We start from the raw sequence: 17,496 nt of genomic DNA, 5'->3' as shown, positions 1-17,496 counted from the left end.
GTTATACTCCCGCTGAGAGAATCCGCATGACCGAGCTTTCCCGGCGCAGCCTGATCGCCACTGGTCTGGCGGCCGGCGCCGTGCCCGCACTTCCGGCAATGGCAGCCGCGCGTTCGGCTGCGCCCAAGCCGTTCGGCGCGGTGCCCAGCCCGCGGCAGTGGCGCTGGCATGGCCGCGAGCAATATGCCTTCGTCCATTTCTCGATCAACACCTTCACCGACAAGGAATGGGGTTATGGCGACGAGGACCCCAAGATCTTCAACCCCAGCGACTTCGATGCCGACCAGATCGTTGCCGCCGCCAAAACGGGTGGGCTCACGGGGCTGATCCTCACCGCCAAGCATCATGACGGCTTCTGCCTGTGGCCGACCAGGCTGACCGAGCATTGCATCCGCAACAGCCCGTACAAGGCCGGCCAGGGCGACATCGTGCGCGAGATGGCGGACGCCTGCCGCCGTGCGAAACTGCCGTTCGGTGTCTATCTCTCGCCCTGGGACCGCAACCACGCCGATTATGGCCGCCCCGCTTATGTCGATTATTATCGCGCCCAGCTGACCGAATTATGCACCCGCTACGGCGCATTGTTCGAAGTGTGGTTCGACGGCGCCAATGGCGGCGACGGTTATTATGGCGGCGCGCGCGAGGCGCGGAAGATCGATGCGCCGCGCTATTACGATTGGCCGTCGATCGTCGCCTTGGTCCACAAGCTCCAGCCCGATGCCTGCACCTTCGACCCGCTGGGTGCCGACATCCGTTGGGTCGGCAATGAGGACGGCGTTGCCGGCGACCCCTGCTGGCCGACCATGCCCAACGAGCCCTATGACCAGAAGAACGGCAATGCGGGGGTCCGCGGTGGCGCAATCTGGTGGCCCGCGGAAACCGACGTGTCGATCCGCCCGGGCTGGTTCTATCATGCCGACGAGGATTCCAAGGTCAAAAGCCCCGAACGGCTGATCCGGCTCCACGACGAATCGGTGGGGCGTGGGACCAATCTGAACCTCAACATCCCGCCCGATCGCCGTGGGCGGATTCCCGACCAGGACGTGCGGATCCTCAAGTCGTTTGGCGACGCGATCCGCGCCACCTTTGCCCGCGATCTGGCGCGGGATGCGGTCGCGCATGCCAGCCACAGCCGTGGCCCCGGCTTCGAGCCGGCGCGCGTGCTCGACGGCGATCGCGAGACCTATTGGGCAAGCCCCGACGGCGTGGTCGGTCCGACGCTGACGCTCGATCTCAAGCCGGGGACGCGCTTCGATGTGATTCGCCTGCGTGAGTATCTGCCGCTCGGCGTGCGGGTGACGCGCTTCGCGGTCGATGCGGAGATCGATGGCGCCTGGCGCACGATGGCGGAGCATGACTGCATCTCGGCACAGCGCGTGATCCGGCTCGACGCGCCGATCGCGCCGCGCCGCGTGCGGCTGCGCGTGCTGGATGCGCCGGTCTGTCCGGCGATCAGCGAGTTCGCGTTGTTCCGTGCGGTCGCGCCGGTGCCGGTGCCGGCGATCGTCTCGAGCGACCCCAATGTGCTCGACGTGACCAAATGGAAGGTCGTGTCCGCCAGCGCGCCTGGTGCGGAGAGATTGCTCGACAATGATGCAGCGACGATCTGGGTGCAGGCGCGCCCGACGCCTGATGCGCCCGCGCAGGTGACGATCGATCTGGGTGCGGATACCAACCTCGCTGGATTCAGCCTCACTCCCTCGCGTCAGGTGATGACCGACGCAGCGCCACCCAAAGGCTATATCGCCGAAACGAGCCTGGATAATACCAATTGGGAACCAGCGGCGGCGGGCGAATTCGCCAATATCGCTTATGCGCTGTCCACACAGCGAATCGCCTTCGCAAGAAGGCGCCGCACTCGCTATCTGCGGTTGACCTTTGCTGAAGCGGCTGTGCCGGCAGCGAAGCTCGCGATCGCGGGCATAGGCGGATTTGTCGCGCGCCCATAGCGCCGAACGCTTCCCAAGTCGACGCCATCACCGGCTTCCAACCCTTTGAATAATTGCCGGACTGACGGCCCTGCGCGCGGCGCGGCCGCGTTTCCATGCGACCGGAAGCGGCGAGTTGGTATGCAAATGGTGCGAAAATGATAAACCAAAGTAATTTTTGGTATTGAATTGAATTTTTATATATGAGAAATTCTGTTGCACACGGAAAGAGTTTCCGGGGACGATTGGGGCGTTTTGAGCCTCTGGCAGGTCGCGAAGGATCTGGGATTGATAGCGATGGGGATGTCTCGCCGCGGCGCATTTGACTTCGGACTTGCCGGAGCCTCAGCGGCTGTCGCGCAGCCGGCGCCGGCGCGGCCAGCCGTCATCGTCGCGACCTTGAATCTCGATTCCGCCGCCAATGGCGTGGCCTTGAAGTTCGACCGCCGGGCGAGCGCCGCTGCGCTGCGGCCCGGCCTAGCCTTTGCAATGAACAGCCAAGCAGGGGGCTCGTAAGTCCAAGCCGCCGAGAGCCCAAAGGGCCCGGTGGAACGAAGTGATTGTCAGGGATCGAAAAACAAGAGGGATTTAGTCATGCGTTTGCACAAGCTGTTATTGAGCACCACTTGCGCCGCCGGCCTGTTCGCCGTGCCTGCGATGGCACAGGAGGCGGCCAATCCGCCGGCCCCCGAAACCGCGCCGACCAACAATGTCGACATCATCGTCACCGGCAGCCGTATCACGCGTCCCAATACCAGTGCCGCTGCGCCGGTCACGTCGGTCACCTCCGATGCGATTCGCGCCCAGGCCGCGGTCAATATCGAGGAAGTGCTCAACCGCCTTCCGCAGATCGCGCCGGACAGCCAGCAGAATTATCAGGATTCGGACGGCCGCCAGCGCGTCAAGCTGCGCAACCTGGGCTTCGAGCGCACGCTCACGCTGATCGACGGCAAGCGCGCCGGGACGATGAACGGCGTCGACCTCAACATGATCCCGACCGCGCTGATCGAGCGCGTCGACGTCCTGACCGGCGGCGCCTCGGCGGTCTATGGCTCGGACGCGGTTGCCGGCGTCGTCAATTTCATCATGAAGGACGACTTCACGGGCATCCAGCTCAACGCGAATTACAATTTATACGCGCATCAGAACAAGCCTGGCCTGATCTCGCAGGTTGCGAGCCAATACGGGTTCGCCCAACCGGCCCGCGGTTTCACCAACGACGGCGGTCGCGCCGATTTGTCGCTGACCGCAGGCACCAAGCTGTTCAACGATCGCTTCCACATCTCGGGCTATGTCAATTACCGCAAGGCCAACCTCGTTCCCTATGACGCGCGCGAGACTTCGGGCTGCCAGCTGGTCGAGGCCGTCAAGGACGGCCCGCTGACCTGCTCGACCTCGACCTACACCTATAACGGCTATGTGTCGCCGCTGAGCGGGCCCAACGCCGGCAACGCCTATGTGAACAATCCGAACGGCACGCGTACGTTCATTCCGTATTCGACTGCCGTGGCCGCCAACCCCTATTCCGATTATTCCTTCCAGCGCGCCAACGAACGCTGGAATGCGGGCGGCTTCGCCTCGTTCAAGATCTCCGACGCCGCGGAAATCTATACCAGCGCGATGTGGTTCCGCGACAAGTCGGTCAACGGCTTCCCGGCGCGGGTCTACAGCTACACCGCCTTCGGCTCGACGCCCTATCAGGTCAATTGCAACAACCCCTACCTCTCCGCCTCGCAGTCGCAGGTGATCTGCGGCGCGCAGGCCGGAACCAGCGCGATGGTACCGGTCGAGCTTCGCTACCGCTTTGCCGGTGTGCCGGATCTCGACGACCGCTACATGAACGAGGGGCTGCGCCTCACCGGCGGTATCCGTGGCCAGATCGCCCAGGGGTGGAGCTACGATGTCGGCGGTGTCTATGCGCGCAACCAGCAGGACTATAGCTGGTCCTTCCCGTCGATCGACCGGGTCAACAACGCGCTCAACGTCGTCAACGTCAATGGCGTGCCGACCTGCGCGTCGGGAACGGCGGACGGGTGTCTCCCGCTCGATCCGTTCAGCTCGCTCTCGCCGGTCAACAATATCGGCGTGTTCAACTATCTGGTGAATGGCAGCTACGGCACCCAGAGCACGGTGAACCGCCTCTACAACGTCGTCGCGACGGTGCAGGGCGACCTGGGTACCTATGGCATCAAGGCTCCTTGGGCCGAGCAAGGCGTGGCCATCGCGTTCAGCGCCGAATATCGTAAGGACGAGCTGGAGAGCACCGCCGACGCGCTGTGGCGCGCCAATATGGGCGGTAGCGACCAGAATCTCTCCCAGCATGTCTGGGAAGGGATGGTCGAGCTCCAGGCCCCGATCGCGCAGCACAAGCCGTTCGCCGATCTCTTGCAGGTGAACGGCGCGTTCCGCCTGTCGAAATATAGCAGCAATCCAGATACTTTCTCGACCTGGAAGGCGGAAGCCTTGTGGGCGCCGATCCCGGACATCACCTTCCGCGGGTCGATCAACCGCGCGCAACGCGCGCCGACCGTGGTCGAGGCGTTCCAGGGCAGCAACATCAGCTACGACCGCATCACGACCGCTTATAACGACATTTGCGGGCCGACCCCGATCGGGACCACGACGGATCCCAATACCGGTCAGCAGATTCCGATCTATGGCGCTCCCCAGGCGTCGCAAGCGGTCTGCGCCGCCACCGGCCTGCCCGCCAATCTGTACGGCAGCCCGACCTTGCTGTGCCCGACCGATGTCGGCTGCACCGTGCGGCGCGGCGGCTTCACGGTGAATCCGGAAACGGCTTATACCAAGACCCTCGGCGTTGTGCTGAAGCCGCGCTTCCTGCCGGGCCTGACCGTGTCGGTCGATCGCTTCGTGATCAATCTCAACGACTCGATCGGCTACAACGACTATGACTATTTCTCGAACGGCTGCCTTGCTACCGGCAGCGACTTCTTCTGCAAGATGTTCGTGCGCAACGCCGACGGCACGCTCTACAGCACCCCGTCGACCAATCCGGCGACCGGCTTCCTGCGTGGCGGTACGACCAACTATTACAAGAGCAAGTCGCACGGCTGGGATTTCCAGGGCCAATATGCGCTGTCGCTGGGCGGTGCGGGGCGGCTGGACTTCGACTTTACCGGCTCGTTGACCACGCTGGCCGGCGGTCAGGATTCGCCGATCCTGCCGAAATATAACTGCGCCGGTTATTATGGCGGCGGCTGCGGCCAGCTGATCCCCAAATGGTCGCATGAACTGCGGGCGACCTATACGACCAACGACAAGTTCTTCAGCGCTTCGGTGAACTGGCGCCATTTGGGACCGCTCACCAACGTGACGAACTCGGGCGATCCGGCGCTCGGCTGGACGCCGGAGGGTGTGCGCACGACCTTCTATCGGATCCCGGCGTACGACTATATCGATCTGGCGCTCAGCTTCCGGGTCAACAAGGCGTATTCGTTCCGTATCTCGGCGAACAACCTGTTCGACCGGACCCCGCCGATTCTGCCGAATTCCTACAATTACGGCCTGTCGCGCAGCAACACGCTGTCGGCGCGCTACGACTCGCTCGGCCGCCAGGTCGCCGTCGGAGTCACTCTCAACTTCTGACCTTCCCTCCACCCCTGGAGGATTCCACTGAGCCCGCCTCTTCGAGGCGGGCTCTTTTTTTGTCATTTCGGTGTGGTGCAAGCGTGGCCCGGAAGCCGCATTCGCTGGTGGTTCCTTGTCGATGAAGGCATCAGCTTCAAAAAAAGCGTGCTGCCCTCAGAACAGATCGGCGCGATATGGCCCGAGACGAGGAACTGGAATGAGACGACAAGTGATCGGCGCGTGGGCTGTTCTTGCCGTGGCCGCCGCCATCCATCCTTTGAGCGCACTCGCTAGAGAGACGGTTCTTTACGACGGCCGCAACGTACCGACGATCATCCGCGATAATGATCGTACGATGACGTTGGCCGGAAATATGCTGACGCATGATCTTACGGCACTCACCGGGCAGACGCCCGTCGTGTCCTCCGATATTTCCGCATGTCACCAGCTCTGCATTGTTCTCGGCCGCTATGATTCCGATCTGGTGCGCGGAATTGCCAGCGAGGCTGGCGTCGATCTTAGCCCGCTGAGGGGGCAATGGGAGCGGTATGAGCGTATTCTGGTGCGCTCGAAGCGCGACCCTGGGACGCGTTATCTCCTGATTGCCGGGTCGGATACGCGCGGCACGATCTGGGGCATTGTCGACCTGACCCAGGAGCTCGGTGTTTCGGCCTGGGAGTGGTGGGCAGACGTCACGCCGCGCCGGGTCGGGCGGCTCACGGTCGACGGCGATCGCCGGCTTTCGGATCCGCCTTCGGTCAAATATCGCGGTATCTTCCTCAACGACGAGGACTGGGGGCTCGAGCCCTGGGCCGCCAACACCTATGAGCCCGAAACGGGCAATATAGGCCCCAAGACCTACGCGCGGATTTTCGAACTGCTGTGGCGATTGAAGGCCAACACCATCTGGCCCGCGATGCATCCGTCGACCAAGCCATTCTACCAAATCCCGGGCAATGCCGAGGCCGCGCACGATTATGCGATCGTCGACGGCAGCGCGCACGACGAGCCGATGCTTCGCAACAACGTGCGCGAATGGGACGACAAGAACGGGCCGTTCAACTTCTTCACCAACCGCGCGGCGATGGTCGGTTACTGGCGTCAGCGCGTGGAACAGGTGAAGGACTTCGAGAATGTCTACACCATCGGCCTGCGCGGCAGGAGTGACTCGGCACTGGAGGGCGCGAAGACGCCGGAGGACGCGCTCGTCGCGACCGGCCAGGCGATAGCGATCCAGCGCGGACTGCTCTCGAGCGTCTTGGGCCGGCCGGCGGACGCGGTGCCGCAGATATTCATTCCGTACAAGGAAGTGCTCGACATCTACAACACGGGCTTAAAAGTGCCCGACGATGTGACGCTGGTCTGGCCGGACGACAATTACGGCTACATCAGCCAGCTCTCGAACGCAGCGGAGCGCCGGCGCGGCGGTGGTTCCGGCCTCTATTATCACATTTCCTATTGGGGGCGGCCGCACGATTATCTGTGGCTCGGGACCACGCATCCCGCGCTGATCCGCGAGCAGCTCGACCGGGCCTGGCGCATGGACGACCGAAGGTTGTGGGTCGTCAATGTCGGCGACATCAAGCCGGGCGAGATTCTGCTTCAATATTTCCTCGCTCTCGCCTTCGATCACAAATTGGCCGCGCAGACTCCGCAGGCCTACCTCACCGGCTGGGCGGCGAGGCAGTTTGGCGAGGCGGAAGCCAGCGAGATTGCGGCGGTCCTGACGGAATATTACGACCTAGCGTTCGAGCGGCGACCCGAGTTCATGGGGTTCGGCCAGGTCGAGCCGATAACGCCCAACCGGACAAGCGACTACATCCGCACCGGCGGCGGCGAAGCGCATAACCGCATCGACCGGTATCGGGAGATCAGCGCCCGCGCCGCGGCGGTGGCGAACCGCCTTCCCGCCGATCGCCGAGACGCTTTTTTCGAACTCGTGCTCTACCCTGTGCGTGCGGCGGCAAGCCTCAACGAGCGCAACCTGCTGCTCGACCTCGCCGCGCTCTACGCGCGCGAAGGCCGCGCCAGCGTCAACATCTATTCGGATCGCGCAAAAGATGCTCATGACCAAATCGTCGCCGATACCGCGACCTACAACGGGCTCAATCACGGCAAGTGGCGCGGGATCATGAACATGGCGCCGCGCAATCTGCCGGTATTCGAGGAGCCGCTCTATCCGCACGTGACAACCCCCGATCGGCCGGGCTGCGTGGTTGATGCGTCGGAGTTGACCTTCGTCACCGGCCGTCCGGCCATGCATGTGCTGACGGTCTATACCCGCGGTAGCGCCGCCGACTGGTTGGCGAGCGGCCAGAAAGGCCTCGCGCTCTCGGCTAGCGAAGGTCGGCTCGATGCCGCCAACGGGTTCGAGCAGCGGGTGCGAGTCAGGTATGATGGCAGCGGCGCCATCGACGGCGGCACCATCACCTGCGGCGGCAAGCCACTTCGGGTCGATGTGACGCAAGTCGCAACTACAGCCTCGGACGCGCCGGTCGAAATCGACCACATTGTGTCGCTCACCGCCGCGATCGCCGACAGTCCGGACTGGGAGAAGGTGCCCGGCCTCGGCTCACGTGACGGAGCTCTGCGGTCCAAGCTCGACCTGCCGTCACGTAACGACGTGAGTGCAGCGCCGCCGTTGACCTACAGCTTTGAGATCGACGGCACGTCCGATGCCCAATTGAAGATCGTCACCGTTCCGGTTCACCCACTCACCTCCGAGGATAACCTGCGACTTGCGGTGCAACTCGATGACCGGCCGGTCCAACTGCTCGATTACAAAACTTCCGGCCGCAGCGACGAATGGAAGCAGAACGTTCTCACAAACACTGCCGTTCGAACCGTCGGGATCAGTCAGCTTGCAAAAGGTAAACATCGGCTCAGAGTCTTCGCGATGGATCCCGGGTTTATCCTCGACCGAATCGATGTGCGGCTCGACCGCGCTCCCGACTTTTACGGCGCGCCGCCGCTAAGGTAGATGCTGTCGATGGCGTGCGGCCGCGCTCGACGGCGCGCCCGATCCGCGCTCGTCGTCTTCGCGATGCAAGTGCGCCAACATTTCGGGAGGTGCTGCCAGTCTGAAGCGAACTTGTCTCTCGACGGCGGCATTGCGCGCGTTAGCGGTCCGTCTCCCAACGAGTGGGCATTTGCTCTGAGAGAGCCGGCGTTAGTGCTCCCGCGCGGCCGTCTTGCGGATCTCGTCGATCGGGCTCAGCAGATAGGAGACGAGCGAACGACGGCCGGTGCGGATATCGGCGGTGACCGCCATGCCGGGGGTAAGGGCGACTGTAGCACCGTCCCGCTGGATCGTCGCACGGTCCAGCGTCACCCGCGCGGTGTAGATCAGTCCGCGTTTATCGTCCTGTATCGCGTCCGAGCTGATCTGCTCGAGCCTGCCCTGCACGGCGCCATAGCGCGTGAAAGGAAAGGCCTCGATCTTGAGCGCGACCGGTTGGCCGGGACCCACGAAGCCGACATCCTTGTTGGCGATCGCCACTTCGGCGACCAGCGCCCCGCGCGCGGGCACGATCACCATGATCGGCTTGGCCGCCTCGACCACGCCGCCGACGGTGTGGACGGCCAGTTGCGTGACCGTGCCGTCGACCGGGCTGACCAGGCGTTGGAGGCTGCTGCGTTTGGTGGCCTTGGTCAGTTCCTCCCTGCGCAGCCGCGCGTCGCTCTCGGCCTTGGCGAGATCGGCGAGGACGCGGGCGCGCGCCTCCGCGGTGGACTGGCTCGAATTGCCGCCTGTCACCGCGATCTGCGCCTCCGCCTTGCGTGCGGTGGCGAGGGCGGCGTCGCGGTCGCGCGCGGCGCTGAGGCGCTGGCGGCGCATCTCGATCACGCGCAGCTTCGAGACATAGCCCTTTTCGAGCAGCTTCTCGTTGGCGGCAATCTGCTCGTCGAGCAGCGGGAGGGTCTCGGTGAGCTTGGCCGCTTCGATCTGCGCCTCGGCACGGGCGGCCTGGGCGACCTGAGTGTCGGCGGCGTGCGTTCGGCCGGCCGCCTGGATCTCGGCAAGCTGGGCGCGGGCGAGCGAGAGCTGGGTGGCGGCGACTTCGGGCGTGGTCCCGGCGGGCGGGGTGAATCGCAGACCTTGGCCGTCGAGCGCGGACAACACAGCGCGCAGCCGCGCGGCGTCGAGCATGGCGGTTTCCAGCGCCTTGCTGGCTTGCGCCGTGTCGGCATCTGAAACGGTGGGATCGAGCTCGACCAGCGGCTGGCCGGCGCGGACGCGCTGGCCGTCGCGGACCAATATGGCGTGGACGATCCCGGCCGCGCCGGGCTGGATCAGCTTGACGTCGTCGGCGGGGACCAGCTTGCCCGGCGCCGAGGCGACGACGTCGACCTGGCCAAGGACCAGCCAGAGCAGCGCGACCGCGAGCAGGCCGAGCAATAGCCAGGCCGTGACCCGTGCGGTCGGCGACACGGGGCGTTCGATCACTTCGAGCGCGGCGGGAAGGAAGTCGGCCTCTTCGGTGCGCAGAACCCGGCGCGACCGCGCGCGCTCATTGTCGAGCGCGTCGCGAACGGCAGTCCAGTGATGGGTGAGCGCGTTCATGCCGCGGCCCCTGACTGAACGCCGATCTGGCGATGGTGGAGCGAGGCATAGCGGCCGCCGAGACGGAGCAACTCGTCATGCGTGCCGCTCTCGACGATGCGGCCTTTGTCGAGCGTCAGGATATTGTCGCATTGGCGGATCGCGGAGAGGCGATGCGCGATGATTAGCACGGTCCGACCGGCGGCGATCGCCTTGAGATTGCGCTGGACGATCTCCTCGCTCTCGGCATCGAGCGCCGAAGTCGCCTCGTCGAGGATCAGGATGCGCGGATTGGTGATCAGCGCGCGGCCGATGGCGAGACGCTGGCGCTGCCCGCCCGAGAAGTTGACGCCGCGCTCCTCGACGATCGTGTCATAGCCGCGGGGCAGCGCCAGGATGAAGTCGTGCGCGCCGGCGAGGCGGGCGGCGGTCATCACTCGCTCGATCGGCATGGCGGGATCGGCGAGCGCGATATTCTCGCGGATCGAGCGGTTGAACAGGATATTCTCCTGCAGCACCACCCCGATCTGGCGGCGCAACCAGGCGGGATCGATCTGCGCGACATCGACGCCGTCGACCAGCACGCGGCCGCTCGCGGGCAGATACAGGCGCTGGAGCAGCTTGGTGAGCGTCGACTTGCCCGAGCCCGAGGCGCCGGCGATGCCGAGCGTGACGCCGGCGGGCAGGTCGAGGCTGATGTCGTCCAATGTCCAGGGGCCGTCGGCGGCATAGCGGAAGCGGACATTCTCGAAGCGGACATGACCGGCGAGCGCGGGTAAAGCGGTGCGCGATCCGGCGCCGGGCTCCGCGCCGGTGTTGAGGATGTCGCCCATTCGCTGGACAGAGAGGCGGACCTGCTGGAAGTCCTGCCAGAGCTGCGCCATGCGGATGACCGGGCCGGAGACGCGCTGGGCGAACATGTTGAACGCGACCAGCCCGCCGATCGTCAGCGCACCGGCGATCACTTGCTGCGCGCCGAAGAACAGAATCGCGGCGAGGCTCAGCTTGGAGATGAGCTGGACCGCCTGGCTGCCCGAATTGCCGAGGTTGATCACCCGCTGGTTGGCGGCGCTGTAGGCGGCGAGTTGGCGTTCCCAGCGGTTCTGCCATTGCGGCTCGACCGCGGCTGCCTTGAGCGTCTGCATGCCCGAGACGCTCTCGACCAGCAGTGCGTTGTTGGCGGCGCCGCGCGCGAACTTCTCGTCGAGCCGCCGGCGCAAGGGCCCGGTGACGGCGATCGAGACGACCACATAAGCGGGGAGGGTGAGCGCGACGATGACGAACAGGAGCGGCGAGTAGAGGAACATCGCGACGAGGAAGACGATCGAGAACAGCGGATCGACCAGCACGGTGAGCGACGCGCTGGTCATGAATTCGCGCACCGTCTCCAGCTCGCGGACGCGAGTAACGGTGTCGCCGACGCGGCGATTCTCGAAATAGGCGAGCGGCAGGCGGAGCAGGTGGCGGAAGAGGCGGCTGCCCAGCTCGACGTCGAGCTTCTGGCTGGTCTCCGAATAGAGTCGAGTGCGCAGCCAGCCGAACGCGACTTCCCAGAGTGAGACCAGCACTAGCCCGATACTGAGCACCTGCAGCGTAGCCAGGCTGTTGTGCGCCAGCACCTTGTCGACAACGTTCTGGAAGAAGAGCGGCGCGGCGAGACCGAGCAGGTTGAGCGCGAGGGTGATCAGCAGGACTTCGCCGATCAGCTTTCGGTATTTGACGATCTGGGGGATGAACCAGGTCATGTCGAAGGCGGCCGCGGCAACCTGCGCGGAATCGCGGGTGGCGACGAGGAGCAGCGTGCCCGTCCATCGGGTCTCCAGCACGGCGCGGTCCCAGCGTTCGATCGCGGCGCCGGGACGCTGGATCGCCACGGCATCCTCGCCGACGCGGCCGATCACGAACCAACCCTCGGCGCCACTCGCCATCACCGGCATGGGAAGGCGCCTCAATCGTTCGAAATCGCCGGTCGTCGCGCGGGCGCGCACGCCTTCGATACGCTTTGCCAAGCGTAGCAGATCGGAGGTCGTGACTGGATTGGCATGGCCGAGGCTGTGGCGCAGCTCGGACGGGTCTGCTGCGATGCGGTGCATGGCGAGGATCAGGACGAAAGCGTCGAGGCCGGTGTCCGCGGGCGGTCGGGACGTACCGAGGGACAGGTCCTGATGCACGGTGGATCTCCGATCGGGTTCCTCAGGCGTGGCAATCTCCAGCGTGCGGCAGGCTGGCGTAGAACATGCGCCTCCCGCTCAAAGTCGCTGCGTTGCTTTTGCGGTGCAGCAACATGAATCGTCGATCCTTGGTAGCGGTCAAAGTCTGGAGAGCGAAGGCGCCAGCGGCTCCGGTCGTCGATGCAAAGGGGCGATTCGGCTTTCGCGGACGCAGCATATGGTTGACCCGGGCGCCGTCGCGGGCTGTCTGGTGCGACAAGACGGGTCAGCTTCCCCCAAGCGCGTGCGGCGTGAGCTTCGAACAGACGCGCGACGCCGGGGTGGCACTGTGCAGGCGATCGGATTTCGGGGGGTGCGTTTTGGGCTTATGACGGGAGTCTTGCCTTGCCTACCCTGTACATCTCACCGACCGGCAGCGGTTCGGGCGACGGCTCAAGCGCCGCGAACGCCGCGACGCTGAAGGATCTGCCGCGACTTATCGCGGCGGCGGGACCGGGCGGGCAAGTGCTGCTGCTCGCCGACCAGGGAACCTATATCGCGCCGCTCGACGCGCTGGCGATCGTCGCGGGCGGGACGGCGAGCGCGCCGGTGACGATCCGGGGGGTCGATAGTGCGGGCAATGCGATGGCGGCGACGATCACCGGCACGCGGCCCGAGCCCTTCGACCCGGCCAACCCTCCGGGAGAGGAAATATTCCGGCTGCTGAACGGCGCGGACAATCTGCGCTTCACCGATCTGACGTTCCAGAATGTCGGCACGGCCTTTCGCGTCGGTGCGGATGTGCACAACCTGGCGATCGAGCATGTCGACGCCGCCAACGTCGCCCGCTTCTTTGACGACATGGTTTCGGGGGCCAATGCCAGCGCGACGATCACCGGGTTGACGATCCGCGACGTCGCGGTGAACGGCTATTCCAAGGGCGCGATCCGCATCCAGTATGACAGCAATGACGTGCTGATCGAGGATGTGCGCGGCGATAGCCAGTTCCAGGACGGCGACAATTTCGCGATCGGCGTCCACATCACCGGCACCGCGCACGACGTGACGATCGATCGTGTCGCCATGCGCAACGCGCTCGACACGGTGAACGACTATCGCAACGGCGACGGCTTCGCGACCGAGCGCGGCACCTATGACATCACGCTGCACGACGTCATCGCCACGGGCAACAGCGATGGCGGGCTCGACTTGAAGAGCGATAACATCGTCGTCGACGGCGCGATCGTCTCGGGCAACGGCCGCAACATCCGGCTGTGGGGCACCGGCGCGCAGCTGAGCAATATCGTCAGTCTCGACGGGGGTGCGCCGCTGGCGGGCGGCAATCGCGAGCATATCTGGTTGGCCGAAGGCGCGAGTGCGACGATCCATGGCGCGCTCTTTTCCGACCCCGGATCACCGAAGCTGTTCAACCTGGCGGAGAGGAACGGCAGGCTGGTGGTCGAGGATTTCGGACTCGTCACCGGGCCGGGCACGATCCAGTCGCAGCGTGGCACCGGATCGGTGCTGACCCTGACCGGGCAACGCGTCGCGGTGGCGGCGGGCACCGCGGGCGACGACCTGCTGGTGGGCACGGCCGCGGCCGACACGCTGGCGGGGGGAGACGGGCGCGACATGCTGGTCGGCGACGCCGGCGACGACCATGTCGAAGGCGGCGCGGGGCGGGACATCATGGTCGGCGGCGCGGGGCAAGACCTGCTCAGCTATGCCGGCAGCGCCGCCGGGGTGCGGATCGACTTGCTGCGCCTCACCGCGAGCGGCGGGGATGCCGAGGGCGACCTGTTCGACGGGTTTGAGGGGGTCGAAGGCTCGGCCCTCGCCGATGTCCTTGCGGGCGACGCGGGCGCGAACCGGTTGTTCGGCGGCGTGGGTGACGATGTGCTTTCGGGCGGTGCCGGCGATGACATGCTGGACGGCGGTACGGGCGCGGACCTGCTCGACGGGGGCGCGGGGTTCGATTGGGTGGACTATGGCAGCAGCGGCGCCGCGGTGGTCGTCGATCTCGCCAATGGTGCGGCAAGCGGCGGTGAGGCGGCGGGCGATCGGCTGATCGGGATCGAAGCGGTGCTCGGCTCGCGCTTTGCCGATACGCTGTCGGGCAATGACGGCGCGGACTCGATCGGCGGCGGCGCGGGCGACGACCGGATCGACGGGCGCGGCGGTGACGATCTGCTGGTTGGCGGCGCAGGCGCCGACACGCTGATCGGCGGCGCTGGGTTCGACAGTGCGGATTATTCGGGCAGCGGCGGCGCGGTAACGGTCGACCTTGTCGCCGGCACCGGGATTGGCGGCGATGCCCAGGGCGACCGGCTCCAGGGGGTCGAGCGGCTGATTGGCTCGGGCTTTGGCGATGTGCTGACCGGCGACGGCTTCGACAACGTGCTGGTCGGCGGCGCCGGTGCGGACCGGCTGACTGGCGGCGCCGGGATAGACACGGCCGATTACTCGACGAGCGGCGCAGCGGTGAACGCGGTGCTGGGCGGCACCGGCAGCGGCGGCGATGCCCAGGGCGATGTGCTGACGGGAATCGAGAATCTGGTCGGCGGCGGTTTTGGCGATGTGCTGGTCGGCGACGGCGCGGCCAATGCGCTGTCGGGCGCCGCCGGTGACGACCGGTTGATCGGCAATGGCGGGGCGGACCGGCTCGACGGTGGAGCGGGTGTCGATATCGCCGACTTTTCGACCCGCGCAAGCGCAGTGACGGCGGACCTTGCGGCGGGCACGGCGTCGGACGGGGTAAGCCTGATCGCGATCGAGGGCCTGATCGGCTCGGCCTTCGACGATGTGCTGAACGGCGATGCAGGCGACAACCGGCTGGTCGGCGGCAAGGGCGCGGACCTGATCAATGGGCGCGATGGCTTCGATACTGCCGACTATTCGGGCTCGGCGGCGGCAGTGCAGGTCGATCTTGCTTTGTCGGTGCAGGGCGGCACCGGCGATGCGGCGGGCGATCGGTTGACCAGCATCGAGGCGCTGGTCGGCTCGGCCTTCGACGATTCACTGGCCGGCGTGGATGCTGCCGAGGCGTTGTACGGCGGCGCGGGCGCGGACCGGCTCGACGGGCACGGCGGTGACGATCTGCTCCAGGGCGGTGCGGGCGCCGATATGCTGATCGGCGGGGCCGGTATCGATACGGTCGACTATAGTGCCAATGCGAGTGCCATCTCGATCAACCTCCAGACCGGCGCGAGCAGCGGCGGCGAAGCGGAGGGCGACCGGTTCGACGGGATCGAGCGTTTCATCGGTACCGGCTTCGCCGATACGATCGTCGGCGACGGCGCGGACCAGATTCTGGCCGGCGGCGCCGGGGGTGACCGGCTGGACGGTGCCGGCGGCTTCGATATCGCGGTCTATACAGGCAGCGCTGCGGGCGTGAAGATCAATCTGGCGACCAATATCCTGTCGGGCGGCGATGCGCAGGGCGACAGTCTCTCCGGGATCGAGGGCCTGGCGGGGAGCGCCTTCGCCGACACGCTGACGGGCGACGCGAACGCCAACCGGCTCGAGGGCGGCGCGGGCAACGACACGCTGGACGGCGGCGCGGGCGCGGACCTGATGATCGGCGGCACCGGCGATGATTCCTATGTCGTCGACAATGCCGGCGACCAGGTGATCGAAGCGGTCGGCGGTGGGCTCGACATCGTGCGTACGAGCCTGTCTTCGCTGACGCTCGCCGATGGCGTCGAGGATCTCAGCTATAGCGGCAGTGGCGGCTTTACCGGCACCGGCAATGCGCTCGATAACAGTCTCTACGGCAAGGCATCGGACGATACTCTCTACGGGCTCGACGGCGACGACAAGCTGGTCGGCGGCGCGGGCGCGGATCTGCTCGACGGCGGGGCGGGCCGCGATCAGGTCGATTATACCAAGTCGGCTGCGATCAATGTGAACCTTGCCACCAACGTCAATCACGGCGGTGAGGCCGAGGGAGACCGGCTGGTTGGCATCGAGACCGTGATCGGCTCCAACTATTCCGACAGCATCACCGGTAGCGATGATCCGCTGCTCGGTGATATCCTCTATGGGCGGGGTGGCGACGATCTGCTGGTCGGCGGGTCAGGTGACGATCAGCTCGATGGCGGCAGCGGCAACGACGTGATGCGCGGCGGCACCGGCAACGACCTCTATATCGTCTATGAGGCTGGCGATCAGGTGATCGAGGCGGCGGGAGAGGGGCGCGATCGCATCCGCACCGCCGCGACCAGCTACACGCTCGGCGCCAATATCGAGGAGCTGGTCTATACCGGGACGATCGGCGCGACGATGACCGGCAATGCGCTCGACAACTTCATCGTTGGCAGCGGTGGCGAGGATCGGCTCTCTGGCGGAGACGGCGCTGACATGCTGCGTGGCGGGGCGGGCGGCGATGTGCTCGACGGCGGCACGGGATCGGACACCGTGGATTATACCGGCTCGCTCGGCGGCGTACTGGTCAACCTGCGTACCCAGACCGGGAGCGGCGGCGATGCCATGGGCGACAGCTTGGTCAGTATCGAGAATGCGCAGGGCTCGGCCTTCGGTGATGTGCTGCTGGGCAGCGCCGGTGCCAACATGCTGACTGGCGGCGACGGCGACGACGCGCTCTCCGGCGACGACGGCAACGATACGCTACGGGGAGGCGTCGGCACCGACCGGCTCGATGGCGGCAAGAACGAGGATATTCTCTACGGCGATGATGGTGACGATACGCTGTACGGCGGGCAGCAGACCGACCGGTTATATGGGGGCGCGGGCAACGATCTTCTGATCGGGGATACCGATTGGGTCTCGTCGCTTTCCGCCAGGGACACGCTCGACGGCGGCGACGGCGACGACATATTGATCGGCGACGGAATGAACATGACCGCGAGCGGGGTCGGCGGTGCTGACACGCTGATCGGTGGGCTCGGCAACGACGTGCTGTACGGCGACGCCGTCAACATGGCGGCTGGCGCGCGGGGCGGGGCGGACAAGCTGACCGGCGGCGCGGGCGCTGACCGCTTCGTCTTCGCCCCCGGCTCCGGCGCCGATGAGATCACCGACTTCACTCGCGGCGGCGCCGAGGCCGACCATATCGATCTCAGCGCTTTCGACATCGCTTATGAAGCGCTGCATTTCACCGCGAGCAGCGCGGGGGTGACGATTCAGCTCGGTGGCAGCGATACGATCTTCGTGCGCGGCGTCACCGCGCTCGATCAGGCGGACTTCGTCTTCGGCTGAGCGTCCTCTTCCCTGGTCGTTTGCAGCTTCGCTGTACGGTGCCGGCYCGCTCCCCCACCCAGCCTCCCAA

6 protein-coding genes are annotated in these 17,496 nt (G+C 65.7%); 4 read left to right on the top strand and 2 right to left on the bottom strand.

From position 1 onward, the window contains the following. The first annotated feature begins 26 nt into the window (after positions 1–26). The 3 genes from AC1DQQ_RS08325 to AC1DQQ_RS08315 all read left to right on the top strand — a co-directional run bounded on the left by AC1DQQ_RS08325 (position 27) and on the right by AC1DQQ_RS08315 (position 8,496). Positions 27–1,949 (top strand): alpha-L-fucosidase, encoded by a 1,923-nt coding sequence (locus tag AC1DQQ_RS08325; protein WP_478044833.1) that lies wholly within the window; start codon positions 27–29, stop codon positions 1,947–1,949. A gap of 573 nt (positions 1,950–2,522) precedes the next feature. Continuing rightward, positions 2,523–5,534, top strand: a complete 3,012-nt coding sequence (locus tag AC1DQQ_RS08320; RefSeq protein WP_478044832.1) for a TonB-dependent receptor domain-containing protein — start codon at positions 2,523–2,525, stop codon at positions 5,532–5,534. A 121-nt stretch (positions 5,535–5,655) separates the two neighbouring features. Further along, complete coding sequence (locus tag AC1DQQ_RS08315; protein WP_478045270.1) at positions 5,656–8,496, top strand: glycosyl hydrolase 115 family protein; 2,841 nt, start codon at positions 5,656–5,658, stop codon at positions 8,494–8,496. 189 nt (positions 8,497–8,685) lie between these two features. On the opposite strand, the gene AC1DQQ_RS08310 is transcribed toward AC1DQQ_RS08315, so the two are convergent. Further along, positions 8,686–10,080, bottom strand: a complete 1,395-nt coding sequence (locus AC1DQQ_RS08310; protein ID WP_478044831.1) for an HlyD family type I secretion periplasmic adaptor subunit — start codon at positions 10,078–10,080, stop codon at positions 8,686–8,688. Then, positions 10,077–12,230, bottom strand: a complete 2,154-nt coding sequence (locus AC1DQQ_RS08305) for a type I secretion system permease/ATPase (RefSeq protein ID WP_478044830.1) — start codon at positions 12,228–12,230, stop codon at positions 10,077–10,079. Before AC1DQQ_RS08305 ends, AC1DQQ_RS08310 begins: the two co-directional genes overlap by 4 nt. Positions 12,231–12,614: 384 nt before the next feature. On the opposite strand from AC1DQQ_RS08305, the gene AC1DQQ_RS08300 reads away from it, so the two are divergent. After that, on the top strand, positions 12,615–17,426 hold the full coding sequence (locus tag AC1DQQ_RS08300; RefSeq protein WP_478044829.1) for a beta strand repeat-containing protein: 4,812 nt from the start codon (positions 12,615–12,617) through the stop codon (positions 17,424–17,426). Positions 17,427–17,496 lie beyond the last annotated feature (70 nt).

It is taken from the genome of Sphingomonas sp. P4_G3 (genome assembly GCF_056401105.1).
This window is presented reverse-complemented; position numbering and strand designations above follow the sequence as displayed.